General features: G+C 60.4%; 28 protein-coding genes and 4 pseudogenes. 17 read left to right on the top strand and 15 right to left on the bottom strand.

Annotation, left to right across the window (positions count from 1 at the left end; genetic code table 11):
- The first annotated feature begins 69 nt into the window (after positions 1 to 69).
- Positions 70 to 207 carry a hypothetical protein gene (locus AB4Z52_RS21910; protein WP_442220007.1) on the top strand — a complete coding sequence of 46 codons (138 nt, stop codon included), beginning with the start codon at positions 70 to 72 and terminating at the stop codon, positions 205 to 207.
- A gap of 236 nt (positions 208 to 443) precedes the next feature.
- A pseudogene (locus AB4Z52_RS21905) lies at positions 444 to 554 on the top strand (AraC family transcriptional regulator); the annotation flags it as partial.
- 430 nt (positions 555 to 984) lie between these two features.
- Here AB4Z52_RS21905 and AB4Z52_RS21900 read toward each other — a convergent pair.
- Entirely contained in the window at positions 985 to 1,647 is a 663-nt protein-coding gene (locus AB4Z52_RS21900) for a transcriptional regulator (protein ID WP_442220006.1), read from the bottom strand.
- Between the two features lie 967 nt (positions 1,648 to 2,614).
- Here AB4Z52_RS21900 and AB4Z52_RS21895 point away from each other — a divergent pair.
- The 13 genes from AB4Z52_RS21895 (at position 2,615) to AB4Z52_RS21835 (ending at position 14,668) form a co-directional block, all read left to right on the top strand.
- Complete coding sequence (locus tag AB4Z52_RS21895; RefSeq protein ID WP_442220005.1) at positions 2,615 to 2,746, top strand: hypothetical protein; 132 nt, start codon at positions 2,615 to 2,617, stop codon at positions 2,744 to 2,746.
- 104 nt (positions 2,747 to 2,850) lie between these two features.
- Entirely contained in the window at positions 2,851 to 3,519 is a 669-nt protein-coding gene (locus AB4Z52_RS21890; RefSeq protein WP_442220004.1) for a cytochrome c3 family protein, read from the top strand.
- Positions 3,520 to 3,523: 4 nt separating this feature from the next.
- Complete coding sequence (locus tag AB4Z52_RS21885) at positions 3,524 to 6,481, top strand: TAT-variant-translocated molybdopterin oxidoreductase (protein WP_442220003.1); 2,958 nt, start codon at positions 3,524 to 3,526, stop codon at positions 6,479 to 6,481.
- Entirely contained in the window at positions 6,478 to 7,815 is a 1,338-nt protein-coding gene (gene nrfD / locus AB4Z52_RS21880) for an NrfD/PsrC family molybdoenzyme membrane anchor subunit (RefSeq protein WP_442220002.1), read from the top strand. The genes AB4Z52_RS21885 and nrfD overlap by 4 nt, the downstream gene beginning before the upstream one ends.
- Positions 7,808 to 8,368 (top strand): DUF3341 domain-containing protein, encoded by a 561-nt coding sequence (locus AB4Z52_RS21875; protein WP_442220001.1) that lies wholly within the window; start codon positions 7,808 to 7,810, stop codon positions 8,366 to 8,368. The genes nrfD and AB4Z52_RS21875 overlap by 8 nt, the downstream gene beginning before the upstream one ends.
- Positions 8,365 to 8,895: a c-type cytochrome gene (locus tag AB4Z52_RS21870; protein WP_442220000.1), complete on the top strand. Its 531-nt coding sequence runs from the start codon at positions 8,365 to 8,367 to the stop codon at positions 8,893 to 8,895. Before AB4Z52_RS21875 ends, AB4Z52_RS21870 begins: the two co-directional genes overlap by 4 nt.
- Positions 8,892 to 9,953 (top strand): hypothetical protein, encoded by a 1,062-nt coding sequence (locus AB4Z52_RS21865; RefSeq protein WP_442219999.1) that lies wholly within the window; start codon positions 8,892 to 8,894, stop codon positions 9,951 to 9,953. The genes AB4Z52_RS21870 and AB4Z52_RS21865 overlap by 4 nt, the downstream gene beginning before the upstream one ends.
- Positions 9,950 to 10,348: a hypothetical protein gene (locus AB4Z52_RS21860; RefSeq protein ID WP_442219998.1), complete on the top strand. Its 399-nt coding sequence runs from the start codon at positions 9,950 to 9,952 to the stop codon at positions 10,346 to 10,348. The genes AB4Z52_RS21865 and AB4Z52_RS21860 overlap by 4 nt, the downstream gene beginning before the upstream one ends.
- Positions 10,345 to 11,160, top strand: coding sequence for an SCO family protein (locus tag AB4Z52_RS21855; protein WP_442219997.1), 816 nt, complete (start codon positions 10,345 to 10,347; stop codon positions 11,158 to 11,160). Before AB4Z52_RS21860 ends, AB4Z52_RS21855 begins: the two co-directional genes overlap by 4 nt.
- A complete protein-coding gene (coxB, locus tag AB4Z52_RS21850; RefSeq protein WP_442219996.1) occupies positions 11,157 to 12,098 on the top strand; it encodes a cytochrome c oxidase subunit II in 942 nt (313 codons plus the stop codon). Before AB4Z52_RS21855 ends, coxB begins: the two co-directional genes overlap by 4 nt.
- Complete coding sequence (locus tag AB4Z52_RS21845; protein ID WP_442219995.1) at positions 12,095 to 13,765, top strand: cytochrome c oxidase subunit I; 1,671 nt, start codon at positions 12,095 to 12,097, stop codon at positions 13,763 to 13,765. Before coxB ends, AB4Z52_RS21845 begins: the two co-directional genes overlap by 4 nt.
- Positions 13,758 to 14,393, top strand: a complete 636-nt coding sequence (locus AB4Z52_RS21840) for a cytochrome c oxidase subunit 3 (RefSeq protein WP_442219994.1) — start codon at positions 13,758 to 13,760, stop codon at positions 14,391 to 14,393. The genes AB4Z52_RS21845 and AB4Z52_RS21840 overlap by 8 nt, the downstream gene beginning before the upstream one ends.
- 2 nt (positions 14,394 to 14,395) lie before the next feature.
- A complete protein-coding gene (locus AB4Z52_RS21835; protein WP_442219993.1) occupies positions 14,396 to 14,668 on the top strand; it encodes a cytochrome C oxidase subunit IV family protein in 273 nt (90 codons plus the stop codon).
- Positions 14,669 to 14,844: 176 nt separating this feature from the next.
- On the opposite strand, the gene AB4Z52_RS21830 is transcribed toward AB4Z52_RS21835, so the two are convergent.
- From AB4Z52_RS21830 to AB4Z52_RS21820, 3 genes are read right to left on the bottom strand one after another with little or no spacing between them, the layout of a single operon-like run.
- Positions 14,845 to 16,104 carry a cytochrome c gene (locus AB4Z52_RS21830; RefSeq protein WP_442219992.1) on the bottom strand — a complete coding sequence of 420 codons (1,260 nt, stop codon included), beginning with the start codon at positions 16,102 to 16,104 and terminating at the stop codon, positions 14,845 to 14,847.
- Positions 16,101 to 17,867, bottom strand: coding sequence for a GMC family oxidoreductase (locus AB4Z52_RS21825; RefSeq protein ID WP_442219991.1), 1,767 nt, complete (start codon positions 17,865 to 17,867; stop codon positions 16,101 to 16,103). Before AB4Z52_RS21825 ends, AB4Z52_RS21830 begins: the two co-directional genes overlap by 4 nt.
- 2 nt (positions 17,868 to 17,869) lie before the next feature.
- Positions 17,870 to 18,607: a gluconate 2-dehydrogenase subunit 3 family protein gene (locus tag AB4Z52_RS21820; RefSeq protein ID WP_442219990.1), complete on the bottom strand. Its 738-nt coding sequence runs from the start codon at positions 18,605 to 18,607 to the stop codon at positions 17,870 to 17,872.
- 156 nt (positions 18,608 to 18,763) lie between these two features.
- On the opposite strand from AB4Z52_RS21820, the pseudogene AB4Z52_RS21815 reads away from it, so the two are divergent.
- Positions 18,764 to 19,132 (top strand): annotated as a pseudogene (locus tag AB4Z52_RS21815) (exodeoxyribonuclease III); the annotation flags it as partial.
- A 1-nt stretch (position 19,133) separates the two neighbouring features.
- Here the strand turns inward: AB4Z52_RS21815 and AB4Z52_RS21810 are convergent.
- Positions 19,134 to 19,637: a hypothetical protein gene (locus tag AB4Z52_RS21810; RefSeq protein WP_442219989.1), complete on the bottom strand. Its 504-nt coding sequence runs from the start codon at positions 19,635 to 19,637 to the stop codon at positions 19,134 to 19,136.
- 89 nt (positions 19,638 to 19,726) lie between these two features.
- Here AB4Z52_RS21810 and AB4Z52_RS21805 point away from each other — a divergent pair, with 89 nt between their 5' ends.
- A complete protein-coding gene (locus AB4Z52_RS21805; RefSeq protein ID WP_442219988.1) occupies positions 19,727 to 19,993 on the top strand; it encodes a hypothetical protein in 267 nt (88 codons plus the stop codon).
- Positions 19,994 to 20,033: 40 nt separating this feature from the next.
- Here AB4Z52_RS21805 and AB4Z52_RS21800 read toward each other — a convergent pair whose 3' ends face one another.
- From AB4Z52_RS21800 to AB4Z52_RS21755, 10 genes and pseudogenes are all read right to left on the bottom strand, one after another.
- Entirely contained in the window at positions 20,034 to 20,306 is a 273-nt protein-coding gene (locus AB4Z52_RS21800) for a cold-shock protein (RefSeq protein ID WP_442219987.1), read from the bottom strand.
- 77 nt (positions 20,307 to 20,383) lie between these two features.
- A complete protein-coding gene (locus tag AB4Z52_RS21795; protein ID WP_442219986.1) occupies positions 20,384 to 20,968 on the bottom strand; it encodes an alpha-ketoglutarate-dependent dioxygenase AlkB in 585 nt (194 codons plus the stop codon).
- Positions 20,969 to 20,994: 26 nt separating this feature from the next.
- Complete coding sequence (locus AB4Z52_RS21790; protein WP_442219985.1) at positions 20,995 to 21,189, bottom strand: hypothetical protein; 195 nt, start codon at positions 21,187 to 21,189, stop codon at positions 20,995 to 20,997.
- Between the two features lie 50 nt (positions 21,190 to 21,239).
- Entirely contained in the window at positions 21,240 to 21,476 is a 237-nt protein-coding gene (rpsU, locus tag AB4Z52_RS21785; RefSeq protein WP_003551351.1) for a 30S ribosomal protein S21, read from the bottom strand.
- A 37-nt stretch (positions 21,477 to 21,513) separates the two neighbouring features.
- Entirely contained in the window at positions 21,514 to 21,666 is a 153-nt protein-coding gene (locus AB4Z52_RS21780; RefSeq protein WP_442219984.1) for a hypothetical protein, read from the bottom strand.
- Positions 21,667 to 21,887: 221 nt separating this feature from the next.
- Positions 21,888 to 22,057: pseudogene (locus AB4Z52_RS21775) on the bottom strand (SDR family NAD(P)-dependent oxidoreductase); the annotation flags it as partial.
- Entirely contained in the window at positions 22,036 to 22,629 is a 594-nt protein-coding gene (locus AB4Z52_RS21770; RefSeq protein WP_442220046.1) for an NRAMP family divalent metal transporter, read from the bottom strand. The gene AB4Z52_RS21770 and the pseudogene AB4Z52_RS21775, both read right to left, overlap by 22 nt.
- A gap of 432 nt (positions 22,630 to 23,061) precedes the next feature.
- Entirely contained in the window at positions 23,062 to 24,198 is a 1,137-nt protein-coding gene (locus AB4Z52_RS21765; RefSeq protein ID WP_442219983.1) for a PAS domain S-box protein, read from the bottom strand.
- Positions 24,199 to 24,304: 106 nt separating this feature from the next.
- Positions 24,305 to 24,883, bottom strand: coding sequence for a cysteine hydrolase family protein (locus tag AB4Z52_RS21760; protein ID WP_442219982.1), 579 nt, complete (start codon positions 24,881 to 24,883; stop codon positions 24,305 to 24,307).
- Between the two features lie 93 nt (positions 24,884 to 24,976).
- Positions 24,977 to 25,838, bottom strand: a pseudogene (locus AB4Z52_RS21755) (alpha/beta fold hydrolase).
- Positions 25,839 to 25,860 lie beyond the last annotated feature (22 nt).

Genomic DNA, 25,860 nt, shown 5'->3' with positions numbered 1-25,860 from the left:
ATAGTGGGCACTGGCTCTCAAAGAACCTCTCTCGTGGCCCGTCGATGAGAGAGAACAAGGACAGGGAGAATGCGTGTCTCTTCTCTGCTCGCCGGCGTATCGCTGCTGGTGATCGCCATGGCGATCCTTGTCGCGCTCAACCCGTTTGGCCGAAATCTCGGTGGCCGGAACGAGCCCGCGTTAACGCTGATCACACCGCGCCGTTGACCCGGTCACGAAGGGCAATTTGGTCGCGGACGGATAGCCCGCGACCACACCGGCGTTTGTTCGTTTCCAGTCAGGAATAGGCCCGTGACGGCTTTGATCCCGGCTTTGCCTCGCGCCGGCCGTTGCCCTCACGAGGAAACGATTGCCGTCCCAATGTTCTATCGCGCCCGATCCCCTGCGCCCACGCGCTTCGATGGCAGCGATCTATGGCGATCAGCCGCCAATTGGCACCCAGGGATTAGGTCCTGCCCGGAGAACTTTTCGGCATTCGCCGTCGGCGCCGGCGGATCGACCCGCGGGCGCAGGCGCTCGTCGCCCTTCTTCGCCACGGATTGCGCCAGGGGGCACCGTCAAGTTAACGGGTCGATCAAGATGTGGGATCTGGCCCCGTCTGCTGCGCTTTCGCGCTGTACCTTCGCCAGTCTGCGAGGGTTTTGATGCGTCGCGTGCGGCTGTACCGGCGCCATCGGATAAGGCGGGATCAGCCGCCTCGACGGGCTTGGCGCCCTCGATATCTGCCGTGCCATCATCACCGCCTGCCGTTTCGTCGGAATGATCCTTGGCCGCTGACACCGCATCCGATTGACCGTGAGGGACCGGCTTTTCGTCGACCGTCGCGGTGACACCAGCCGAGCAAGAAGTTTCCATGGAGACGCCATTTTATTCGACCTCAAATCCCGCCCGCATGCGAGCTGCGGACAAAAGCGTTGGCGGCAGGATAACCGCCGCCACAATGATCATCTCGAGAAGCATCAGCGCTTGGCCCAATGCTGCCGATCAACCGAGATTGAGCCGCTTGCGCAGATCGGCATTTTCAGCACGGAGCTTCTCGGCCAGCAGCTTGCGCAATCGTTGGTTCTCCTCTTCCAGCTGCAGAAGATCCGCGAACTCATCAACGGCCGCCACAGTCGGTGTAGTCGCTGTCTGCACAGCCCTCGGAGCTCGTTTGACAGGCACACGCTTGGCAATCGCCGAGCCTTCGTCAGACTTTGCCTTACGTCCTCTCTTCTGCTTTCCAGCTGCGGCGCTCGAAGCCGCTGGCGGTTCCGCCGAAACAGTGACTGAGGCCGTCTCAGGCGCCGCCTTCTTAGCGCGAGGTTTGCGCTGCTTCTTGGGTAGATCGGGCGCCGTTGCGGCCGGCGTGTCAGCATTCGTCATCGTATCGTTTTCGTCGGCCATTGCGGTCTCCTGTAAAGCCGATGCATTTGTCTCCTGCTGATGCGACAGTGTCAACGCCGCAGCGGCCTGTTCTTCTCCGGCGAAAGACATCTCGCTGCCGCTAATCGGTGAAGCTCCCGGCGGCAATGGCATTGCCCCCTCCTGCAGATCGTGCGCAACGGACTTGAGATCCCTGTCTCCCCAGATCGAGTTTGGTTTGGAGTTGAGTTTCCGCCGACCAGATTTGTATTCGACGGCAAAGCTGCGTTGGATTTTTTTCACGTTGAGAAGCCTTCGGTGTCCGTTGTATTTTTTCAGCGACCTCTTCAGCGTCGCAACATGTCCTGCCGATAACGACTATCGCGCTGGCAGTCTACCCACACACGAGCTCACATCGCCGCCTGTTGGGCTAAAGGGGGCGTCGAACAAGTTCGGCGACAGCCAAATCGCCTTCCGCTGCCGATCGCACTCGAGCGCACAACCGCTCCGGCTGGCTCACCTCATGTGGATCGAGCAATCGCAGCGGCCAGTTGGATTGCCGCTCATGAGTGGATCAAACCGGAGACCACTAAATCCAAACGGGTCAGCGTGTGACGCGATTTGGCCTTCCTATGCTTCGGCGTTCCCATTGAGACCTTATGCGACGTTATGAGCACAGACCGGGAACGCATATCCAGGGAGACGCACGAACACGAGCGGACCGTAATGCGATTTATGAAACTTTTTCCGAACTGGGGTTTGCGAATGTAATTACGGCGCAACAATTTCGTCATCGCGGACTGCTTTTCTCCAACCCACCGTCAGGGCACGGCAATCAGCACGCTTTGTCGGAGCCAACCTATCCGAGGACTGTCTGCTCCTGGGCTGCCGCCAAACTGGACAGCATTGCTGCCCGGCTAACTGCCAGATTCCTTGGAACCTTCGCTCAACTACGATGTTTGAAGAAGGGCCGCGAGGAAATCCAGCCCGCGGCCCTTCCGCCGATAACCTGCAGGGCAACTGTAGCGATCGACAGAAAGAACGAGTTGGAACAGGAAAACCCGAAGAACGCTGCCCCGGGCACGATAGCCCAAGTCTCCACGACGGGAAGGCCCTAGGAGAACACGCTACGCACATAGCAAAAGAGCATCCCGACAAGGACGGCGATGCGCTCGGTGAAAGCAACAGCGATCCGGAGATCAAGCATCTCTCGGACGCTTGCAGACCGAGGATAAGTAGACAGAACGCGAGGGGGGAGAATACTCTGCCCATGACATCCAATCATCCAAGGACGCGGCACAGGATGATCGCCTTCATCCTGGCGATTTTCGTGATCGCCTGCGTTATCGCAGTAATTTACAGCGTCGGCTTTCATCCCGGCCAGCCGGCGCCGCCCACGTGACCGCCGGCAGGAAATGCGCCCGGCGGATGTTCGATCACGTCCGCCGGAACTTTCGCCTGTCCGCCACGTTTGTCTTTATCCGGTCCGGCCATCAGGGGCAGTAAGTGGCGCAGATATTCACCGCTTCCGCTGACACGCGATTGCGCGCTTCCCTGCTCGCCGTTTTTCTCTGCATGTTTCTGATTGTTCTTGTCGTCGGTGGTTACGCCGACTCGAGCTACGGCACGTTGGTCGGATGGGTGCAGGATCAGTCCGTGCCGTTCAGCCACGAGCACCACGTCGCCGGGCTTGGTATAGACTGTCGCTATTGCCACACCTCAGTGGAAACCAGCGCCCGGGCCGGGCTGCCCGCGACGCATACCTGCATGAGCTGCCATTCACAAATCTGGACGGGCGCGGCGATGCTGGCGCCGGTGCGCCATAGTCTCGCCGCCGATGTGCCGTTGCATTGGAACCGCGTCTCCCGCCTGCCCGACTATGTCTACTTCAACCACTCCATCCATATCACCCGCGGCGTTCCCTGCGTCACCTGTCACGGTCGCGTCGATCAGATGCCGCTGATGACCCGAGCGGAACCCTTCCAGATGCAATGGTGTCTGAACTGCCATCGCAATCCCGGACCCAATCTGCGCCCGCCCGCCGAGGTTACCCGCATGGACTGGTCCGACTGGGATGCCCATCCCGATCTTCACAAGGATTTTGGCGAGCTGGTGGTGAAAACCTACGGCATCGAGCCCGCCAAGCTCACGCAATGCAACATATGTCACAGGTGATGGAATGACCGAAGGCCGATCCCCCAAGGCAGCCGATGCAATGCGCGAAGCGCTGGCCGGAAAGGCGGGACGCTCGTTCTGGCGCTCTCTGGAGAATTTGTCCCGCACCGACCTGTTCGGTCAGTTCATCGAAGAGGAGTTTCCAACCCTTTCCCGCCGCATGCCTGCCATCGATCGCCGATCTTTGCTGAAACTCATGGGGGCATCGCTAGCCCTGGCGGGGCTTTCGGCCTGCAAGGGCGAGGAGGACGAAACGGCCCTGCCCTATGTCAACGCTCCCGCAGACGTCACCGTCGGCGTCGCGAAATGGTATGCCACCGCCGTCACTCTTGCCGGATATGCACAGCCGGTGCTTGGCAGGACCTTCACCGGCAGGCCTGTAAAGTTGGAAGGCAATCCGGATCATCCGGTCTCGAACGGCGCCACCGACGCCTTCACGCAGGCAGCACTGCTGGGTCTCTACGATCCCGGCCGTTCGCAACTGCCGCTCCACCTCGGAAAACCGGCGGACTGGAATGCCTTCGACAGCGAGATGGCCGCAAGCGCAGCGGCGTTGGACAAAGTCCAAGGCGAAGGCTTTCGCCTGCTGACAGGCCCGATGAGCTCTCCGACGCTCCTCCGCCAGATTTCGGCAATGATGCAACGCTGGCCAAAGGCGCGCTGGCACATTTGCGATCCGGTCTCCAATGACCTGCAGCTTGCAGCATCGATGGATGTCTTTGGCCAGCCGCTCCAACCGCATCCCGCTTTCGACAGGGCGGAAACAATCCTCAGCCTGGATGACGATTTCCTTGGCCCTGGTCCGCGCCAGACCCTCAATGCGCGGCTATTTGCGGATCGGCGCCGCCTGCGACAGGATCGGCGAGGCCAAAGTCGCCTCTTCGTCGCGGAAGCCATCCTATCTTCGACCGGTTCTGTGGCGGATAGGCGGCTGACAGCTTCAGTGAATGCGATGGAGCACCTGCTGCGGGCGATCGGCAGCCTTCTCGGTATGGACACGACCGCAAGCGAGGCGTTGTCCGATGGCGAACGGCGATGGTGTGACGACGCAGCCGCGGCACTCGATGGATCGCGGGGGAGATCGCTGATCCTGGTGGGCACGCATTATCCGGCCGAGGTTCAGGCAATCGGCCTCATTCTCAACGAGAGGCTCGGAAATCTTGGCGCAACGTTGCGGTTTTCCGATCCCGTCCTTGCCGTGCCACCCGACGGCGCGCAGTCCCTGCTGGCGTTGGCGTCGGACATCAAGACCGGCCGGGTTTCGACGCTCGCGATCGTCGGCGCCAACCCCGCCTATACGGCTCCCGCCGACCTCGACTTTCCCAACCTGCTGCAGACGGTGGAATTCCGGATGCATGCTGGCCTGCATGTCGACGAGACCGCCGCGCTCTGTCACTGGCATTTGCCGTTGCAGCATGATCTCGAAAGCTGGAGCGATGCTCGGGCTTGCAATGGCGCAGTCAGCTTGATCCAGCCGCTGGTGCGCCCATTCTACGACGTGCGCTCGCTGCATGTGATCATGGAAAATCTGGCTGGTCATGCCGCGATCGATCGCGATCTAGTGCGCCAGACCTGGCGAGCGAATTGGGGACCGGATTTCGAGCGCCGCTGGACTGACAGTCTCAACCGTGGCTTCGTCGACGGTAGCGATCTCCCCCTGACCGCACCAGCGGTCGCCAATCGCTACATTTCACCGCCCGCGCCCCACCAGGAAGGCGGACTAACATTGGTCATCCGGCCGGATGCCGGCGTCTGGGACGGGACGCTCTCGGATAACGCCTGGGCGCAGGAGACGCCGCGGCCGCTGACGAAGATCACCTGGGGCAACGTCATCCATGTCAGCAATCGGCTCGCCGGACAATTGCGCCTGAAGAACGGGGATGAAGTGCGGCTGATCGTGGCGGGCGGATCGGTTGCCGGCGCCGTCTGGATCATGCCGGGCCAGGAGGCCAATACCGTTGCCGTGACGCTCGGCTACGGTCGCAGGATGAAAGGTTCGCTGTCCGAAGGACTTGGCTATGACGCCTATGCCCTGCGCCACTCAGACGATCTCTGGCATCGCTTCGGTGCCGCGCTGGAGGCCACCGGCGACACGGTCGCCATGGCAACGACGCAGTTGCACCAGGCGATCGACGGATTCGATTTCATCCGCACCGCCGATGTCGCCGAACTCGATCTGAATTCGAAAGCCGCCCAAAAGATCGAACCCCCTTCCCTTTATCCGGATCGTCCGAAATCCGATCCCTCCTGGGGTATGTCGATCGATCTCGACCTCTGTATCGGTTGTAACGCCTGCGTCACCGCCTGCCAGGCGGAAAACAACATCCCGGTCGTCGGCAAGGATCTTGTCGCCGAAGGCCGGGAAATGCACTGGCTGCGCATCGACCACTATTACGAAGGCCCAGTCGAGGAACCAAAGTCCTATTTCCAGCCGGTGCCCTGCATGCATTGCGAACAGGCGCCCTGCGAGATGGGCTGCCCGGTCAACGCCGCCGTCCATTCGATCGACGGCCTGAACCTGCAGATCTACAACCGTTGCATCGGCACGCGGACCTGCTCCTCCTATTGCCCCTACAAGGTGCGGCGATTCAACTGGTTCGATTTTACTCAAAACGATCCGGAGCCGGTCAGGGCAATGCGCAACCCTGACGTGACAGTGCGTAGCCGCGGCGTCATGGAGAAATGCACCTATTGCGTCCAGCGGATCGCCGAGGCGCGCATCACCGCCGACAAGGAGGGACGGCCGATCCGCGACGGCGAGATCGTTACCGCCTGCCAGCAGGCCTGCCCCACCCAGGCGATCGTCTTCGGCAATATCGCCGACAAGCAATCCGCCGTCAGCCGCCGCAAGGCCGGATCGCGTGATTACGCGCTGCTTGAAGACGCCAATACGCGGCCGCGTACTACCTATCTCGCCCGCATCGAAGACAAGAACCTGACCGGAAAAGGGGCTGCGGGATGACCGACTTCATGGCCGGGCAGAATGCCGTCATCACTGAGGAGATCACCCGTATACCGCTGCGCTATCCGGCACCGAGGGCTTGGTGGGCCTGCTTTTGCGTTTCGCTGATGCTGCTCTTGAGCTTCGTCATTTCAGCAACCGTGCTGTTGATCTATGGCGTTGGCGTCTGGGGCAACAATATTCCTGTTAACTGGGGCCTGGCGATCACCAACTACATCTGGTTCCTCGGCATCGGCCATGCCGGCACGCTGATCTCGGCCTTGCTTTTGCTACTCAACGCCCGTTGGCGCAATTCGCTCAACCGTTTTGCGGAAGCGATGACGCTGTTTGCTGTGATTTGCGCCGGGCTCTACCCGATCCTGCATCTCGGACGACCGTGGTTCTTCTACTGGATTGCGCCCTATCCGAACACGATGACGATTTCGCCGCAGTTCAAGAGCCCACTGAGTTGGGATTTCTTTGCGGTGCTGACCTATCTGACGGTATCAATCCTCTTCTGGTATATCGGCATCGTGCCCGACCTCGCCTCGGTGCGCGACCGGGCGCAAAAGCGCTGGCAGCAGGTGCTCTACGGTCTCGGGGCGCTCGGCTGGCGCGGCTCGGCGCGGCACTGGGCGCGATGGAACCAGGCCTACCGGCTGACGGCGGCTATCGCCGTCCCGCTCGTCGTCTCGGTCCATTCGGAAATTTCGCTGCTCTTTGCTGCCGGCCCGATCCCCGGCTGGAATTCGACGGTGTTTCCACCCTACTTCGTACTCGGCGCGGCCTTTTCCGGTTTCGCAGTCGTGGCGATGATCGCCGTCGCATTGCGCCATGCGCTGGGGTTGGGCGATATCGTCACCGAGCGGCATCTCGATCTGCTCGGCCGCTTCCTGCTCGCCACCGGCCTGATGACCGCCTACGGTTACTGGGCCGAGGTTTTCGACACGCTCTATGGCGGCGAGATGCAGGAGGTCGGCACGCTGATGGACCGGCTGACGGGTCTCTACGCCTACAGCTATTGGGGCGCCGTTATCCTCAATTTCGTGCCGTTGCAGCTTCTCTGGTTCGGCGCCGTCCGCCGGCAACCGGTTATCCTCTTTCTGATCGGCCTGTCGGTGACCATTGGCATGTGGTTCGAGCGCTATATGCTGCTCACCACCTCACTCTATCGCGACTACCTCGTCTCTTCCTGGGGCGAATATCATCCGAGCATCTGGGAATGGGGGCTTTATGCCGGCATGCTGGGCGTTTTCTTCACGCCGTTCCTGCTGTTCGTGCGCTTCCTTCCGGTTATTTCCGCCTTCGAGGTCAAAGAAGCCATGCATGAGACGGGAGATCTCAGCCATGCGTGAGCCGCGCCCCAGCACCGACATCTTCGGCCTGATGGCCGAATTCGATAGTCCAGAGCGGCTGGTTGAGTGCGTCTGGGCAGCGCGCCGAGGCGGCTTCCGGGCCTTCGACGCCTATTCGCCCTTTCCGGTGGAAGGTCTGACGGAAGCCATTGGGTTCGACGAAAATACCGTGCCATGGCTGACATTGATGGGCGGCGTCGCTGGCGCGGCGAGCGGCTACGGGTTGCAGCTCTGGACGAACTACGCCTACCCTATTGAGATCGGCGGCCGACCGATCTATGCGTGGCAGTCCTTCATGCTGATCACTTTCGAGCTGACGGTGCTCTTTGCCGTGCTTTTTGCGATCTTCGGAATGCTGCTGCTCAACCGCCTGCCGCGCCTGCATCATCCGGTGTTCGACGTCGCCGATTTTCATCTGGCAAGCAGCGACAAGTTCTTCCTCGTGCTCTTCAGCAATGACGCGCGCTTTCATCCCGATCGCACCCGCCGCTTTCTGGAAGGCCTCGACCCGGTCCGCATCGACATCGTCGAGCACACGGAGGAGCCGGAATGAAATACGGCCTGCTCCTTCTCCTGTCCCCCCTGCTGCTCGCTGCCTGCGATGACATGAACCGCCAGCCGCGCTACGATTCCTATGAGAAGAGCACGCTCTTTGCCGATGGCAAGGCGCTACAAGCCCCGCCCGAGGGGACGATCGCGCGGGACGATCCAGGTGAGGCCGCCGCGCTTGCCAAACGTCCCGCCATGACGCCCGAACTCCTGAAACGGGGGCAGGAGCGCTTCGGCATCTATTGCGCCCCCTGCCACGATGCCGGAGGTTATGGCAACGGCATTGTGCCCGCCCGCGGCTTCCCGCATCCGCCTAGTTTTCACATCGATCGGCTTCGCAATGCACCGTCGCGCTATTTCGTCGACGTGATCACCAACGGCCACGGCGTCATGTATTCCTATGCCGACCGCATCTCGCCTTCCGATCGATGGGCAATCGCCGCCTATATCCGCGCTCTGCAGCTCAGCCAGAATGCTGTGACAAGCACGCTACCGCCGGAGGACTTGGGCAAATTGGGAGCCGGCTCATGAACCGGATCGGAGCCTTGCCGACGAGAATGCTGGCCACCGCAGGCGCCATCCTGTGCTGCATCGCATGGATGATCGCCCTCGTTTCCCCCGTCGCCGCTTTCACTGGCTGGCTGGCGGGTTTTGCCTTCGTAAGTACCCTGCCGATTGGCGGGTTATGTCTCTTTATGATGATGCAGATCATTCCTGGAGAATGGCGGGACGAGTTGGGTCCGGTGACAAAGACGGGCCTGTTGTTGCTGCCGCTCGTACTCGCCGCGTCGCTGCCGGTCCTCTTCGGCCAGCACTGGATCTACGAATGGGCGCGAGGTGCATCGCTGGAGGGTATCAAGGCAGCCTATCTTTCCCCGATCTTCTTCGGCATGCGAACCTTGATCATTCTGGCCGGAGCCTGTCTGCTCGGCTGGCGGCTGCTCGTCAAGCGGGATCGCTCCCTGTCGCTTGCCATTGCTGGCCTCATTGTCTTCGTCATGGCGCAGAGCTTGCTGGCAGTCGACTGGCTGATGTCGCTGGACGTCGACTTCCACTCCTCTGGCTTCGGCCTCTATATCCTGTCCAGCCAGATGCTGGCGGCCCTTGCGATGCTGATCCTCCTGCGGCTTGCTACGGGTCGGCGGAGACATCCAGGGCCTCTCGGCGCCTTGCTGATGACCGCCATCCTGCTCTGGGCCTATCTCGCCTTCATGCAGTATTTCATCATTTGGTCAGGCAATCTCATCCAGGGCGTGGTGTGGTTTCAGGAGCGCGGCAAGGGTCCTTGGGCGGTGGTCGAGGGTCTCATGGCGACCCTGCACCTGCTGCCGCTCTTCCTGCTGTTCCTCCCACCGGTCCGCCGGAGCTGCGCCTGGCTGGCAACGCTCTCCATCACTATTCTCATCGGAAAATCGCTCGAATATGCCTGGCTGACCCTACCGACGCTGACGGGCGATATCGCGCTAGCAATCTTCGCCTATCTCATCTCGCTCCTTGGCCTCGCTTTTCTAGGTCTTGCCATCCTCTCCCAGGCGCCGATGCTGCTCGCCAAGCTGCAGTCCCCCCGCACCCAGGAGGCGGCACAATGAGGGGCCCTTCTCGAAAGGCCGGCAAGCGGCCCGGTGCCGCCGGATACGAGACGACCGACGTCTCCGCGCGCCTCATTCTGCTGGCCGGCGTTGGTCTCTTTGCCGGAGCAGCCCTGTCGATCGTCATCGCCTTCGGCGTCCTGCGTTCGGTCGAACCGGTACGGCAACCGCGCTCGCCGTCATTCAACTCGCAGCTAGATGGCGGACCGCGTCTGGAGGTCTCGCCATCGGCCGACCGCGTCCTGCTGCAGGCGGGGGCTCGGGAACGATTGGAAGGCTACGGCTGGATCGACCAATCCCGGCAGACCGCCCGCATCCCCATCGATCGGGCGATTGCCATCCTGGCCATGCGGGGTTGGCCGGATCCCGCCGAGAAGACAGGAGGCAGTCCATGAGACATCTTCTCCTGCTGATGCTGGTCTTCCTCGCTGTTCCCGGCATTTCTCCTGGCTTTGCCGCACCCTTCGATCCCTTCAAGGCGTCCGGCATCGATCCGAAACCGAACGCCGCCATCCCGCTCGGCGGACCTTTCGAAGATGAGGCCGGCCGTCGGGTCACGCTTCGTCAGGTCGGCGCCGGTAAACCGATGCTGCTGGTCCCGGTGCTGCATAAGTGCCCGAATATTTGCGGCGTTACGCTCGCGGGGCTGATGGAAGCCGTCGCGGGTCAGCGCTTCCGGCCGCCCGTCGATTTCACCATCATTGCCTTCGGCATCGATCCGAAGGAGGGTTCGAGGCAAGCGCGGCAAGCGCTTGACGATCTGCGGGAGCGCTTTCCGACGCTGGCCGCAACCGGCATCCACGCGCTGACTGGCAAGGAGTCCGATATACATTCCGTCACCGATGCGCTTGGCTATCGCTATGCCTTCGATCCGGACATCGGTCAGTACGCCCACGACGCGGCAGTCGCGGTGTTGACGCCGGACGGTCATCTGAGCGGCTGGCTTTACGGGCTGGCGCCGGATCCGCACGACCTCAAGTTGGCGCTGACGGAAGCCGGACACGGCCGGACGGGCGACTGGAGCGACCAGATCCTGCTGCTTTGCTACCACTACGATCCCGTCACCGGCCGATACTCTTCGCTGATCGGGCTGGCGCTGCATGCCGGCGGCGCCGCGACGATCGCGCTGGGCGGCGGGGTGCTCGCCTCTGCGCTGCTGCGGGAACGGCGCCGCGCCAAGAATGTGTCGGGAGGAAAGAACACATGAGCTTCATTCCCCTCTGGCCCGCGAGCATCTCAGGCTACAGTCATCAGGTCGACCTGCTGGTTGTCTGCTTCACCGTGCTGATCGTCGCCCTGTCTGCACCGGTCTTCATCCTCATCGTCGTCTTCGCCGCCAGATATCGACGCGGCAGAGCTGCCAACCGCAAGCATCCCGTAAACAGGAACGTCGTCGCCGAGGTCTCCTGGTCGGCCATCCCGTTCCTGGCACTGATCGGTTTCTACGTCTGGTCGACAGAACTCTTCGCTGGGCTCCATCGACCGCCGACTGGTGAGCTCGAGATCGACGTCGTCGCCAAGCAATGGATGTGGAAATTCCAGCATCCGGAGGGCCAGGCCGAAATCGACGAATTGCATGTGCCGACGGGACAACCGGTGAAGCTCACCATGGCCTCGCAGGACGTCATCCACAGCCTGTTCATCCCGGCACTGCGCATCAAGCAGGATGTCGTGCCCGGCCGCTACACCGGCCTCTGGTTCACCGCCGACAAGCCCGGCACCTATCGCCTCGCCTGCTCGCAATATTGCGGCACCAACCATTCAGAAATGATCGGCAGTTTCGTCGCCATGAAGCCGGCCGATTATGCGAAGTGGCTCAGCCAGTCCTCCAACGATCCGTCGCTGGCAGCCGAAGGTGCGGCTCTCTTCCGCGGGCGTGGCTGCAGCGGCTGCCATGGTCCCGCTTCCACTGTCCATGCACCTTCGCTGGTCGGCCTATACGGCAAGCCGGTGCCCTTGCAATCCGGCGAGGTCGTGGTCGCCGACGACGAATATTTGAGGGATAGCATCCTGCTGCCGCAGTCGCAGATCGTCGCCGGCTATCCATCCATCATGCCAACGTTCCAGAATGTGCTCAGCGAAGAGGACACGCTGAAGATCGTCGCCTATATCAAATCGCTAAGACCGGGCGAGGCCACGCAATGACGATCACCGCGGAGCAGCGACCCGACCCGGACAATCTTGACGATCGCGGCCTGTCGGAGACGGCAGCGGAACGGCTGAGCTATCTTCGCGCCGGCCACAGCTTGAAGTCCTGGCTGCTGACCACCGACCACAAGCGCATCGCCCTCCTCTACCTCGTCTCCATCACCTTCTTCTTCTTCATCGGCGCCTGCGCCGCCGCCCTCATCCGCCTCGACCTCCTGACCCCGGCCGGCGATCTCCTGACGAATGAAGGCTATGACCGGGCCTTCACGATTCATGGCGTCGTCATGGTCTGGTTCTTCCTGATCCCGTCCATTCCCAACACCTTCGGCAATTTCCTGATCCCGCTGATGATCGGCGCCAGGGACCTTGCCTTCCCAAGGCTCAATCTGCTGAGCTGGTACATCTATATGATCGCCGGCCTGTTCACCGTCTTCGTGCTGATCGCCGGCGGCGTCGATACCGGCTGGACCTTCTACACGCCTTTGTCGACCATGTACGCCAACGGCAATGTCATACTGGCCGCCACCGCCGTCTTCATCGTCGGCTTCTCCTCGATCCTGACAGGACTGAACTTCATCGTCACGGTCCACAAGCTGCGCTGTCCCGGAATGACCTGGGGTCGGCTGCCGCTCTTCGTCTGGTCGATCTATGCGACGTCGCTCATCTTGGTGCTGGCGACCCCGGTGCTGTCGATCACCCTGGTGTTGATCTCAGCCGAGCGCCTGTTCGGGCTCGGCATCTTCAATCCGGCGCTGGGCGGCGATCCGCTGCTCTACCAGCATCTCTTCTGGTTCTACAGCCACCCGGCCGTCTACATCATGGTGTTGCCGGCACTCGGCGTCGTCAGCGAGCTGGTGGCGGCCGGCGCCCGCAAACCGATCTTCGGTTATCAGTTCGTCGCCGGTTCTTCGATCGCCATTGCCGCCCTCGGCTTCTTCGTCTGGGGCCACCACATGTTCGTCTCAGGCCAGTCGATCTATGCCAGCGCCGCCTTCTCCTTCCTCAGCATCGCGGTTGCCGTTCCCTCCGGCATCAAGGTTTATAATTGGACGGCGACGCTGTACAAAGGCCACATCTCGCTCGATCCGCCCTTCCTCTTCGCGATGGCCTTCATCGGTCTCTTCGTCTTCGGCGGGTTGACCGGGCTGATGCTGGCGATGCTGGCGATCGACGTGCATGTGCACGACACCTATTTCGTCATCGCGCATTTTCATTACATCATGGTCGGCGGTACCGTTTCGGCCTTCTTCGGCGCCCTGCACTACTGGTGGCCAAAGATCATTGGGCGGATGTATCCGCTCGTCTGGGGCAGGTTGGCAGCGATCTTCATCTTCCTCGGCTTCAACCTGACCTTCTTCCCGCAATTCATCTTAGGTTATCTCGGTATGCCGCGGCGCTACCATGTCTACCCGCCGGAGTTCCAGGTCTGGCACGTCCTCTCCAGCGCCGGGGCGGGAGTGCTCGGCATCGCCTATCTCATGCCGCTCGTCTATCTCGCCTATTCGATGCGTTACGGCGAGCCGGCCGGGGATAACCCCTGGGAGGCTACGGGCCTCGAATGGCAGACGGCTTCGCCGCCGCCGAAGCATAATTTCGAAGAGATCCCCGTCGTCGACAGACCGCCCTACGACTACGAGATTGAGATGGAGGAAGAGAATGGCTGAGACGGCCGAGGTCACCGAACCGTATCGCGATGGCCGCCAGCAGCGTCAGGCGGCGACGATGGGGATGTATATCTTCCTCGGCAGCGAAATCATGCTCTTCGGTGGCATTGCTGCGGTACTGCTCAGTTTGCGGCTTCTGCATTCTGCCGAGATCGTCCAGGCCTCGCGCGCCCTGCATTTCGGTATTGGCGGTCTCAACACCGTGGTACTGTTGACATCGAGCCTCAGCGTGGCCTTCGCCACCGAAGCGGCCAAGACCGGCAAAGCGAGTTTGACGGCATTTCGGCTTGCCGCGGCATCGGTCTGCGGTCTCCTCTTCCTGGCAATAAAAGCCTACGAATACCACGCGGAATTCGCTGAAGGCCTTCTGCCCGTTCCCGGCGTCCAAACCCATTATGGCAGCAATGCCCAGCACCTCTTCATGAACCTCTATCTGGTCGCCACCGGCCTTCATGCCTTGCATCTTACAATCGGCATCGTGCTTCTCTGTCTGCTCGTCGTCCGGCTAGCCCGTGACACGCTTCCCCTGCCACAAAAGGCGATCGTTATAACCCTCGCCGGGCTTTATTGGCACCTGATCGACGTCATCTGGATCTGCCTTTATCCGATCTTGTACTTGGCGAGGTGATGATGGCGCGCGCCCTCCATCCGCTGTTGCTTGTCTGGTTTCTGCTGCTGTTACTGCTGACGGCAACCGTTGCGGCGAGCTTTCTGTTTAGCGGCATTGTAGGTTTTGCTATCGGCGTCTCAATTGCTGCAGTGAAAGCCGGGCTCATCTACTGGCGATATATGCACCTGGACGAAGAGGAACCGCTTTTGCGCATTGCGGCATTGGCGGCTGCGGCGTGGCTGATGATTCTTCTCGTCTTCCTGTGTGCCGACGATCTCACCCGGGCGCTCTGACAAGGCCTTTCGCCGCGACCTTCCCAAAACTTATTTCAGCTCAATCGAGGCCTTTGAGAACGGGTCAGGGCAAGACCCAAAAAAGGGCATTGCGCGCGGCAACGGCACATATCTGAAAACCTGAGAGACGCGGGGGTCTCACAGCTATCAATCGCCAAGCTTAGCCGTTGCGCCACTCATTTTGCACTGGTGATCGCCTCCACCTTCGGTCTGATCGCGGCGATATCCGCGCTTGAAACAGGGGCTGCCTGATTGCCCCAGGCCTGGCGGACATAGGTCGAAACCGCGGCAACCTGCTGGTCAGACAGTTTCCAGCCAAACGAAGGCATGGCCGTACCGTTTGGATCTGAGGCAGTCGTGGCGGCCTTTCCGCCGTTGAGGACCAGCCGTATCATGGACAGCGGATCGCGCGATTGCACCATGGAACTGCCCTTCAGCGACGGGAACAGGCTCGGCACGCCCTGGCCGCTGCTCTGGTGGCATGCTGAGCAGGCGTCGCGGTAGATTGCCTGGCCCGACGACACCGTCCCGGCCTCGGCCTTACTGCTCGGCGCCGAGGACGCCGACGCGGGCAGTGATTTCAGGTAGATCGCTATGTCGTTCAAGTCTTCGTCGGCCATCTTCGAAGCCGAATCCTCAACGACTTCGGACATCGCCCCATAGGCCGCGGTGCGCCGGTTGTGCCCCGTTTTCAGGAAGGCGACAATGTCGTCCAGGCTCCAGCTGCCAAGTCCGGAGACCTTGTTCGCGGTCAGGTCGGGCGCAAACCAGTTTTCGATTTCGGAGCCTTCGAAGCGGTGAGCATCCTTCACGGCGCCCAAGGCGTTCTTCGGACTGTGGCAGGCACCGCAATGTCCAAGCCCCTCGACGAGGTAGGCGCCCCTGTTCCATTCCGCGGACTGTGTGGTATCCGGCTGGAAAGTGCCGGGCGAAAAGAACATCGCATTCCAGCCGGTCATCGAAAAGGAATGATTGAGCGGCCAGACGAGCTCGTTTTCCGGCCGCTTGTTCCTGACCGGCGCGATCGTCCTCAGATAGGCCCTTATCGCGTCCACGTCCTCTCTCTTGACCTTCGTGAACCACGGATAGGGGAAGGCCGGATAAAGATGTGTGCCATCGGCCGCGATACCCTCGTGCATGGCCCGGTAGAACTGGTCGCCCGTCCATGCGCCGATCCCCGTTTGGGCGTCCGGGGTGATGTTCGGCGAATAGATCGTGCCGAATGGCGTATCGAGCGGCCGGCCGCCGGCGAAGGGCTTTCCGCCTTCCGCCGTATGACAGGCGACGCAATCACCCGCATCAACGAGACGATGACCGCGTTGCTCGAGCGCGAAATCGCCGACTTGCGCATCGGCGGCATGCCAGATCGCAACGCAGAGGAGTGACGAGAGCGAAGCCGCCCAAGCGGCGGCGGATATCCGCCTCCGGCTGCTCATGCCTGCACCAATGGGCCGGGATGTTTCAGATATTGGTTCTTGATTGCGTCGGCCGACCAAAGCGCCAGCGCGCTCACCGTTCCCGTCGGATTGTAGCCGCTGTTATGTGGAAAGGCGCTCGAGCCGACGACAAACAGGTTCGGTACCTGCCAATGCTGCAGATATCGGTTCACGACGCTGTCGCTCGGATTGGAGCCCATGATCGCGCCTCCGGTATTGTGGGTCGTCTGATAGGGATCGATATCGTAGTGCGGCCCGCGTGGAGCGGCGGCGATTTCGCGAGGCTGCATGGCTTTCGCGATCTCGGACATCTTGCCGATCGCAAAATCCTGCATCTTCAATTCATTGGCCTTGAAGTCGTAGGTCATGCGCATCAGCGGCCGGCCATGTACGTCGCGGTAGGTTGGGTCGAGATCGAGATGGTTGGTGCGATTGGGCATCACTGCCCCCATCAGGCCGATCGACATCGACGTCAAATAGTTCCTAACGAAGGCCTGCTTCCACTTCGCGCCCCATTTGGGCACTCCCTTGGGGAGCAGCTCGGTTTCGATCGGCCGGCCAGTGGTGACGTAGCCTGAGATGTAGCCGCCATGGATGAAGCCGAGCCCGGTGTGATCGAAATTGTCACCGTTCCAGTCATCGACGATCATGCCGAGCGCGCCGGCGCCTATGAAGGGGTTCAGGATCCTGTCGTCATAAAAGACGTTTACGCTGGGGTTCATCTGGTAACAGTAGTTTTTGCCGACCGTCCCCCTGCCCGTCGCAGGATCGTAGACATCACCGATACCGGACAGCAGCAAAAGCCGGACATTGTGTGTGATATAGGCGCAGACGATGACCATGTCGGCGGGCTGCTCAAATTCCTCGCCCTGGCGATCGACATAGGTCACGCCCGTCGCCCGCGTCCCGGAAGAGTCGCGATTTATCAGCAGCACCTCGCTGTCCGTGCGAACCGTGAAGCCTTTCTTCTTCATCAAAACTGGAAGAATCGTCGTCTGGGCGCTCGCCTTCGAGTAGTTGCCGCAACCGAATTTTTCGCAGAAGCCGCAATATGTGCATGGCGCCAGAGTGACGCCGAGAGGATTGGTATAGGCTTGCGACATATTCGCAGACGGACAGGGAAATGGGTGAAGGCCGAGGGACTGGGCTGCCTGTCCGAACAAGGTCGGACCAAAGGTCTGCTGCATCGGCGGGGTGGGGTAGGGTTTCGACCGCGGGCCTTCGAAGGGATTGCCCCCCGGCTGTTTCACGCCTCCAAGGTTTCCCGCCTGCCCCGATATCCCGGACAAGTCCTCAAACAGCGTATAGTAGGGCTCGAGCTCGTCATAGGTGACGCCCCAGTCCTGCAGCGTCATGTCCTCGGGTATCATCTGCGCGCCGTAGCGATCGGTCGTCCGGCTGCGGATCTCGAAATCATAAGGAAGAAAGCGCCATGTCTGGCCGTTCCAGTGGATGATGGAGCCGCCGACGCCGGTGCCCGGCAGAAAGGAACCGAGGCGCCGCATGGGTAGCGCGGTCTGATCGGGCGCGTTGCGGAACGTGACCGTCTCCTGCGCGGTCTGCTCGAACAGGTGTCCCTGATAGCGGTAGCGCAATTCGTCCTGGATGAAAGTCGGCGCAAAGTCGGTCGCGGTGTCGCGCCAGCTGCCGCGCTCCAAGGCAAGGACATCAAGACCCGCGTCCGTCAGCTGCTGGGCCATCAAGGCGCCCGTCCAACCAAACCCCACGAGGACGACATCGGTGTGAGGACGCTTTTTCGCCATGGTCAGCCCTGCTGGTTCCAGCCGGGACGTCCGGCAATTCCGACGGGTGGCCCGGAATAGCGCTCTCCATGTCGTCCTACCCAGTCGCGGTAATCGTAACGGGCACCGGGAAACCCGATCATCTTCCAGCCGGCCATGTCCTTGTTGCCGCCATAGATCGGATCGCTGAACATGCCTTCCTTGGTATTGAGAAGGAGCATCTTGAAGAAGGTCTTGGCATCGACGCCATCGAGGTCCAGTTTTCCCGACTCGAGACTGTCGAGCACCACATCCTGTTCGTCGGGCGTGAGGCCCGCGAATGCCTTGCCGTCGTGGCCCACACCGACATGCCTGTCGATCGCCGCGATCGCAGCCCGATACATGTCGGCAGGTGAAAGCCTGGACTGGTAGCCCTGCGTTTCCTCGCCTTTCGCCCAGGGCCCCTGCATATACCAGCTGCCGGCCCGTCCGTAGGCAGCTGCAAGCTGGTGGTCGATGAACAGGGCGACACGACACTCCTCGGCGCCGGGCCCAAGCTCGTCCTTGGGACAGACGCGCTCGGTTGCGGCGACGACGAAGGCGACCTCCGCCTGCGAAAGGAACTGATAAGATGGGGTGTCATCTGCGGAGGGATTGTCGGCCTGATGGGGTAGCCAAGGCTCCTCCCCGGAAATTTCCCTGCCGCGCGCCTTAGATCCGGCGACCACCGACGCGGCGCTGCCGCCAATAAACACGCGTCGTGTCAGCTCAATTTTCTCCATCCGCTGCGCTCCCGTTCAAGCCGCCTCGTCAGCGTATGTTGAACTCAGAAGCCGGATAGTTGTTCCCAGCGAACCGACGAAATTACCAGGAGACAGTCAATCAACCGCTGAACACCGAACGCTGCATGAATCGTTAATCAGGGGTTTGTTCCCGGGCAACTGGAGGTGCCGGTGGCTCTTGTCGGCGACTTCAACGTCATGCCGACTGACCTGGATGTCTACGCCCCTGAGCGGTGGCGCGATGATGCCCTGTTCGATCCGGAGGTGCGGGCCACCTATGCCGAGCTGATCGCCATGAGATGAACGGACGCTCTCCGCCTGCTGCATCCGGACGAGCGGATTTATACCTTCTGGAAGTATTTCCGGAAGGCGTTCGCGCGCGACGCCGGCCTTCGTATCGATCATTTCCTGCTCAGCCCGTCCCTGCGTGAACGGCTGACCGCGTGCGGTGTCGACAAGTTTGCGCGTGCCTGGGAGCACACCAGTGATCACGCGCCCACCTGGATTGAACTCGATGACGGGTAACTTATCTCGGGAGGAGATATCCCGTCTCGAGCAGCTCCCTCTGCGGGGTGTCCGTGCGGGAGATATCAATAGAAGGAGTAACGGTATGCCCGATCAAGCAGACTTTGATGCCGGTGATTTCGCCGATCGTCTTACCGCGATGAGCGACGTCGAACTGTTCGAAACCATGCAGAGGCTTGAAGAGGAAAGCGAAGACATCCGTCCCGGCGAGCGCGACGGCAGCGATGTATTCGCGAAGATCGCCCTGGTCGAGACAGCCATCGAGGATCGGTTCCCGGGCCAGCTCCTTGCGCCTTACAAGGATTGGCAGCAGCGTCGGGCCACGAGCTGAACAGGAGCGTCTATCATGACCGAATGATCCGAGAGCCCTGAACAGCTGTTCCAGCAGCTCGACGACCTTCTTGCTGACATCATCGACCAGTTCGAAAGCCAGGGATATGGAACGGCGGTCGTCATCGAAACGCTGCAGGACGTTCTGGCAAAGCGTCAGCTCGCCTATCAGCATGATCCGGATCCCGCAGAAGACGCGGTCGATGAACCCGCCAACGACTGGCCCGGCGCCGATGACCGGACCGGGGCGAAGGAGTAGCCGGCATGGTCCCATCCGCGGATTATCGTGGAGCAGCCGATACGGCGCGAAGCCTCACCCGCACGCAGCAGGAAGCCCTGAGAGCGATCGCGTTTTTCCGGCGGCAGAAAAAAGTCTGCAAGGGCTGGTTGGTCGGCGACAGGCGCCTGTCGGAAAAGATCGTCGAGCGGCTGGAGCGGTTGGAACTGGTGGAGGAGAGTTTCGTGCGAGGCGAACCGGTGCTGCAATTGACGATCGTCGGACAAGCGATCAAGGCTCGCCTGCTGCATTAGCCGTTGAAGCCCCTATCGCCTTCGAGGGTCCCATTCCCTCTCAAATTCTGTCTCGAAAATTTGAGCCTGAATTATCCACTCCAGGCTCCCGCCGAGGCGCCCTTGGTTTGGAAACGATCGAGAGACCTTCTGCAAACACTTTTCCGTTCCGAGAGCCGATAGAATACTGAAGCGCGGTTCCGCTTTCCAACGTCGGTAGGTTGGCCTCCTCGGCCTTTGAGAGATGCAGAAAGACGTCGGCGCCGCCGTCATCGGGCGTGATGAAACCGAAACCCTTAGCTGCGCTGAACCATTTCACCTTGCCGGTCGGCATATATAACTTTCCTTTTATGAGGAGATTGCCGGCGTTTTTGCAGCAGACATTCTAAAACGCGATCGGCAATGGCTCCCTTAGGTACCGGGATTTAGTTCGCGAAAGGTAATCGAATAGCGAAGCTGATGGACCGGCGGGATGGAATGCTCCCAAAGCGTTCTTGCGTCGCCCGCCATCACATATGCCGATCCCGGCTCGACCATGATCGAGCTGCGCTGCCACTTGTCGCCGTGGCGCCGCCTCAGCCTGAAGATGCACGGAGAGAGAAGCGAGATGCCGACCACTCGCCCGAAAACGGGCTTGTCCTTGTGCCAGCCGATCGGAGCGCCGGGACCATATTCGGTCACCAAAGCTTGTTCCAACCGGTCGGGATCGATACCGGCGAAACTGCCGGCAAGCGCGCGCGCGGGCAAAAGAAATGGCGGAATATCGTCGCCTTTTCGAACGCGCTGTGCATCGAAGTCGTATTTCCAGCCATACGAAACCGTCCTGCGCTTGCCTTCGAAACCGTGGAAATCGAAAGCCTTGAATGGCAGCTCGGGTATCTTTTGGAGAAGGGTCAGCTGCAGATCGTTGGGGACGACGTCGGGCGCATAGCGGAATCCATCCGGAAGTGCCGGCTCGATGGCGCCGAAGAGGTCACGCTGTTCCATCATGCTCATATCTGGTTCTCGAATTGTCTATCTCCTCAATGGACGCGCGGCGTTTTCATCACGGTCGCGAAATCCTCTGCGACCAGTTCGCTGACCGCGATCAGGACCTCCTCGCGCGAGAACCCGGTCTGCAGCGCACTGCGGATCAGGTCCTGGAGTTCCGGTTCTATGACGTCGCGGCATTCCTCCAGGCGCTCTTCGGAGATCGTTATGCTGGTGAGTTCTTCCATTCGTTTATCCTTTCAAGGAATGCCGCACGGCGTCGGGGCGAGATTGGGCACTATCGAGCGGAGGCCTTCCGCTTCGGCGCGGCGATCAGTCCTTCACGCTGCAGTTTCTTACGTGCGGCCTTGCGATGCCGGCTGATCGCCTGTGCCTTTTCCCGAACGCGGCGTTCGGACGGCTTTTCGTAGGCGCGCCGTTCCTTCATTTCTCGAAACAGCCCTTCGCGCTGCATCTTCTTCTTCAGAACCCTGAGGGCCTGGTCGACATTGTTGTCTCTGACGAGCACTTGCATCGAATTCTCCTTATTTTCGTGTTGTAGGCATCACTGATCAGCCAAGCTGATCGGTGATCAGTTCCTGCAGTTCACGGCGTGAGAGAAGGCAGGGATATGGTCTCCAGTTTTGGGTCAGCCGAACGACGGCCTCATCGCGCTCACGCGGCTTCACAGCCGCGGGCGCGGCAGCGATGTTTGTCTTATTCAATAGGTTTCCTTTGCCTGCCAATCGGCGGGCATCATCAATTGTTGTTGGTTTTGCCCGTCACGAAACAGTCGGAGGGCGCCAGCTTGCCGTTGTCTAAAAGACGACGGACCAATCCCAAGGGGTTGTCTGGCAAGTCTGAGATATGGGTATGCGCAAAGAATATTGCAATCTGCTGCGGCGCCTTTGCCTCCGCGCGAAAGGGCAAAAGGGGCTCGACCTTCGTCGCCCTCGCCATCCATCATGGCGTCGAAGCCGACCTTGGCGACGTCGGCAGGGTCGTCCTTCTCAGCCTGACCGACATCGGTGTCCAGCATGCCGGCGCGTTCGAAGAACCGTGTCTCCGTCGGCCGGGCATCAGGCAGGTGACCGTCACGCCGGTTTCCTGGAGTTCGTTGCCGATCGACTGACGCAACGGACATCGGCTGCTCGGGCGGTTTCATTGATGAGCCATGTTTTTTCCTTCAGGTCTTCCACTTCCTCCGAGGCCTGCCAGAAGAAGAGGTAGGGGCTGATCGTCATGCCGAAGATGGCGACGATCGCGGTCAAAAAGTCGGCTGAAAAAGTGATCTTCGGAATGAAAAAACCAATTCCGAGAGCAGCCCAGTCGATCTTGACGATAAACGGTGTTGCTACATAGGCGAGGAGCGCCAGGCTCAGCCATTTGAGAACACGCACATACTGTTTGTATTTCAGAAACACCTGCAGGGCCGCAGAAGCGAAGCCGAAAATCACGACCTTGAGCAGAGACGAACCGCCAAGGACAAGCTTGGTGGCGTCTCCCATAGCGCCGACATCGGCGCCGATGTTGATGGTGTTAGCAACAAGCAGGAGCGCAACGCAGGGCAGCACCAGCCAGTTGGAATAGTATTTTCGAAGATTGCCGGCAACGCCACGTCCGCTGGTGCGACCCAGGCGTCCGCTGATGATCTGGATCGCAACCATGAGAGGATTGGAAAAAAGCAGCGTCCAGGTTGCGCCGTAGGCAAAGCGGGCGCCGAGCTGGGAATAAGTAGCGATGCTGCTCGGTCATCGTCCGACGCCCGGTTAGCTCCAGGCCGAGGACTTCCAGGATGCGCGGCTTGCTTGGCTCCGCGACTGAACTGCGCTTGTTGCGATTGTCGCCGTCATCCTGCGCCGTTGGCATAAGCGTTCTCCGTTCCGCCTGATTTCAGACGGATTTCACGCTCAACACCCTGAAAGTTGGAAGTTCCAGCCCAAGGGCCGCTTACACTAGGCGGAATTTACAGGAAAACCGTTCTGATTGTAGATCGCTAAAACAGCTTCAAATCCGTCGCTTCAGAACGACATCTCTGCGCGAAACCTGTCCTCTGTGCTGGCGCAAGGATATTCGTCACTCAGCCACGGTTCGATACAGCAGATCGCGTGAAATAGCTTCTATTTGCCAAAGACGTCATAAGGAGCAGACAGGCGGATGCAGAGCCCATCCGGTAGCCACTCTCGCGTTATACTGAGTTTCAGGCTCTGCCCGATCATCTGCTCAAGCCTGCCCCCAAAGCCGATCGCGCCGCGATCTGTGTCGGTTCCCGAAGAGGAACCGCTCTCAAGCCAAGTGATTCCCACAGTTTCGTCTTCGATCGCAATCGTGATGGACAACTTTCCGTCTTCGACCGACAGCGCGCCATATTTTGCCGCGTTGGTCGCGAATTCATGAAACAGGAGAGCAAGGTTGGTGATCTTCTCACCGCTCACTTCGACGTCGCAGCCATTGAGCTTCCATCGATCCGAGCCGTCGTGGCCGTGGGGCGCGAGGATATTCGAAAGGAGCTGAAACAGCGTGGTGTGGCTGTCTCCGACGCTGTCGCTATCGCTCAGTGTCGGCAGCGTCATCTCGTGCGCCCGCGACAGAGCCATCAAGCTGTCCCTCATACGCGAGGCAAGATCGGCCGGCGTTTGCGCCGACTTGGCTGCAAGGCCAATGATGCTGCTCGTTATGGCGAAGAGGTTCTTCACGCGATGATGCATTTCCCGCAAAAGAAGTTCCTGGTGTTCCGCAGCTCGCTTTCTTTCGGATATGTTACGGGCGATCTTGGAAGCGCCGATAACCTTTCCGCTGCCATCACGTATGGGCGAGATGGTAAGCGATATGTCGATAAGGCTGCGGTCCTTGTGCCGTCGTACCGTCTCGAAATGATCGACCCGCTCACCGGCACGGATACGGCCGAGGATTGCCGGCTCCTCGTCGAGCCTGTCTTCGGGGATGACGATCGTGATTGGCCGATTGATCGCTTCTTCCGCCGTGTAACCAAAAAGGCGCTCCGCACCCTTGTTCCAGGAGGTGATGACGCCGGATAGACTCTTGCTAACGATAGCGTCATCCGAAGATTCCACGATGGCGGCCAGGAAGGCTGCCGCATCATGTCCGGCCTGAGCCACTTTCACGCCCTCTGGGTCTCCAAGGTGGCCTTCGACAAACTTAGAATCCTTCTCGCCATCGGAAATCGACATTTTTGCCCGCACGATCCAATTATTCGGAAGGACGATATGACGGATCCAACCGAATGCGTCGACCATATCCCCTTTCGATACCTGTGCAACCAGAATGCTCATTAGCCTATTACAAATTCGTAGGACAAAGTGTGTCGTGGGAATCGCAGGAAGAGGAAACCTTCGAAGAGCACTACCGCAAAGACAGCAGGAATTCCTCGGTCGTGACGAGATCGAGTTGGACGGAGAAACGGTCTCCCAGAAGTTCGAGGGTGGCATCGTGTGTCTCGTCCGCTCCGCTGCAAACCGCGTCGCGCAAGACGACGACGTGATATCCGAGATCGATCGCCCCCAACGCGGCGGAGAGAACGCAGACATCGGTCTCCCCTCCCGTGATCACCACGGCGTCGACGCCGTCGCTCGACAGGACCCCATGCAGTTCGCCGCCGACCCAGGGCGAATACGTCATCTTGTCGAACAGACGGGCAGGCGGAAGAAGTCGCTTCAGTGATGGGACAAGATCGAGAAGATCCGGATCGAGATGCTCACGGGTCATCTGGCGCCATTTCTCGTAGTATGGCTGCCACATGCCTGACACGTCCTGCGGCCTGACGGGCGTGACGAACCTTGTGAAGATCGTCCTCTCGGCATGACGGCCGGCGAGCTCTTCTATCTGCGGCGAGACCTCTCTCATCCATCGGACATGCCAGGGCGTCTCCTCTGCAAACATGCGTTGCATGTCGATACAAAGATGAATCCAGTTACCAGGCAATGTTTGATCCCTCCCTAACCTGCGACCCGGTACGACTGGTGAAACACAAAGTCGCACCGGAAGTTCCGCGGGCGATTGGCGCATCGTCAGCGGCTACGTTCTAAGGAAGCTGGTGATTGCCTTTGCAAGATCGCCCGGGTTTTCCTCGGCCACATGGTGCCCGCTATCAATGCCATATCCTCGGACGTCAGTCGCCCAGTCCTTCCAGATCGCCAGGGATCGCCGTAGATCTTTTCGAGATCGTCCCGGAGCGACCAGAGGCAGAGCATTGGACATCCGATTTTCCGGCTGGCGTCGCGATCCGCCTTGTCGTGAAGGTGATCGATGCGAATACCTGCGCGATGTCCTCGATCATCCCGCGCAAGGTTTCGGGCCGGTGGATGGCCTTGCGAATATCGGCGTATGCTTCTTCGCCCATGAGATCGGGCGAGAGTTTATACCATGCCTCGGGGTCAGCGGAGATCACACGCTCCACGCTCCGGCTTATCCGGCTGGGCGAAGAAAAACCAGTGGTACCAGTCCCGCGCAAACCTCCAGTCGGCTCGCTCGAGATGCTCAAGCACTGGAAGGCCATCGACGAGGATCAGCTTCCGCACCGCTTGCCCGTGGTTCATCGCCATTCGGAATGCGGTGAGGCTGCCTCGGTCGTGACCGACCAGGAAGAATTCGTGGTGGCCCATTCTTCTCATGAGTTCCACCATGGCTGCAGCCTTCGCCTCTTTCGACGAGTGGCGGCTGTCAGGCGCGTCTGGCGGTATATAGGTTGCCCGAAGCCGGGAAGGTCAGGACATATGACAGTGAATGAGGGCGCGAGAAGACCGGCGACGCTGCCCCAGGTCATATGGGTGCGCGGGTGCCCGTGCAGGAGGAGGACGGGCGGGCCGTTTCCTCCGACGCGAAGCCGGATCGCACCGGCGTCGACATGCACGGTCTGTAGTTCGAAGCCGCGGAACAACTGCACGTCACCCTCTGGCGAT

Origin of the sequence: Rhizobium sp. 2YAF20 (assembly GCF_052114685.1) — a bacterium.
GTDB lineage: Bacteria > Pseudomonadota > Alphaproteobacteria > Rhizobiales > Rhizobiaceae > Rhizobium.
Note: the sequence above shows the minus strand (reverse complement) of the source record. Positions and strands in the feature narration are given on the sequence as shown.

Coding starts and splice junctions, on each gene's coding strand:
- coxB (WP_442219996.1), top strand. CDS start 11,157: ATGAGCTTCATTCCCCTCTGGCCCGCGAGCATCTCAGGCTACAGTCAT.
- AB4Z52_RS21840 (WP_442219994.1), top strand. CDS start 13,758: ATGGCTGAGACGGCCGAGGTCACCGAACCGTATCGCGATGGCCGCCAG.
- AB4Z52_RS21845 (WP_442219995.1), top strand. CDS start 12,095: ATGACGATCACCGCGGAGCAGCGACCCGACCCGGACAATCTTGACGAT.
- AB4Z52_RS21820 (WP_442219990.1), bottom strand. CDS start 18,607: ATGGAGAAAATTGAGCTGACACGACGCGTGTTTATTGGCGGCAGCGCC.
- nrfD (WP_442220002.1), top strand. CDS start 6,478: ATGACCGACTTCATGGCCGGGCAGAATGCCGTCATCACTGAGGAGATC.
- AB4Z52_RS21765 (WP_442219983.1), bottom strand. CDS start 24,198: ATGGTCGACGCATTCGGTTGGATCCGTCATATCGTCCTTCCGAATAAT.
- AB4Z52_RS21830 (WP_442219992.1), bottom strand. CDS start 16,104: ATGAGCAGCCGGAGGCGGATATCCGCCGCCGCTTGGGCGGCTTCGCTC.
- AB4Z52_RS21795 (WP_442219986.1), bottom strand. CDS start 20,968: ATGAGCATGATGGAACAGCGTGACCTCTTCGGCGCCATCGAGCCGGCA.
- rpsU (WP_003551351.1), bottom strand. CDS start 21,476: ATGCAAGTGCTCGTCAGAGACAACAATGTCGACCAGGCCCTCAGGGTT.
- AB4Z52_RS21885 (WP_442220003.1), top strand. CDS start 3,524: ATGACCGAAGGCCGATCCCCCAAGGCAGCCGATGCAATGCGCGAAGCG.
- AB4Z52_RS21825 (WP_442219991.1), bottom strand. CDS start 17,867: ATGGCGAAAAAGCGTCCTCACACCGATGTCGTCCTCGTGGGGTTTGGT.
- AB4Z52_RS21870 (WP_442220000.1), top strand. CDS start 8,365: ATGAAATACGGCCTGCTCCTTCTCCTGTCCCCCCTGCTGCTCGCTGCC.
- AB4Z52_RS21895 (WP_442220005.1), top strand. CDS start 2,615: ATGACATCCAATCATCCAAGGACGCGGCACAGGATGATCGCCTTCATC.
- AB4Z52_RS21810 (WP_442219989.1), bottom strand. CDS start 19,637: ATGCTGATAGGCGAGCTGACGCTTTGCCAGAACGTCCTGCAGCGTTTC.
- AB4Z52_RS21860 (WP_442219998.1), top strand. CDS start 9,950: ATGAGGGGCCCTTCTCGAAAGGCCGGCAAGCGGCCCGGTGCCGCCGGA.
- AB4Z52_RS21835 (WP_442219993.1), top strand. CDS start 14,396: ATGGCGCGCGCCCTCCATCCGCTGTTGCTTGTCTGGTTTCTGCTGCTG.
- AB4Z52_RS21800 (WP_442219987.1), bottom strand. CDS start 20,306: ATGCCGACCGGCAAGGTGAAATGGTTCAGCGCAGCTAAGGGTTTCGGT.
- AB4Z52_RS21865 (WP_442219999.1), top strand. CDS start 8,892: ATGAACCGGATCGGAGCCTTGCCGACGAGAATGCTGGCCACCGCAGGC.
- AB4Z52_RS21875 (WP_442220001.1), top strand. CDS start 7,808: ATGCGTGAGCCGCGCCCCAGCACCGACATCTTCGGCCTGATGGCCGAA.
- AB4Z52_RS21790 (WP_442219985.1), bottom strand. CDS start 21,189: ATGGAAGAACTCACCAGCATAACGATCTCCGAAGAGCGCCTGGAGGAA.
- AB4Z52_RS21910 (WP_442220007.1), top strand. CDS start 70: ATGCGTGTCTCTTCTCTGCTCGCCGGCGTATCGCTGCTGGTGATCGCC.
- AB4Z52_RS21855 (WP_442219997.1), top strand. CDS start 10,345: ATGAGACATCTTCTCCTGCTGATGCTGGTCTTCCTCGCTGTTCCCGGC.
- AB4Z52_RS21805 (WP_442219988.1), top strand. CDS start 19,727: ATGGTCCCATCCGCGGATTATCGTGGAGCAGCCGATACGGCGCGAAGC.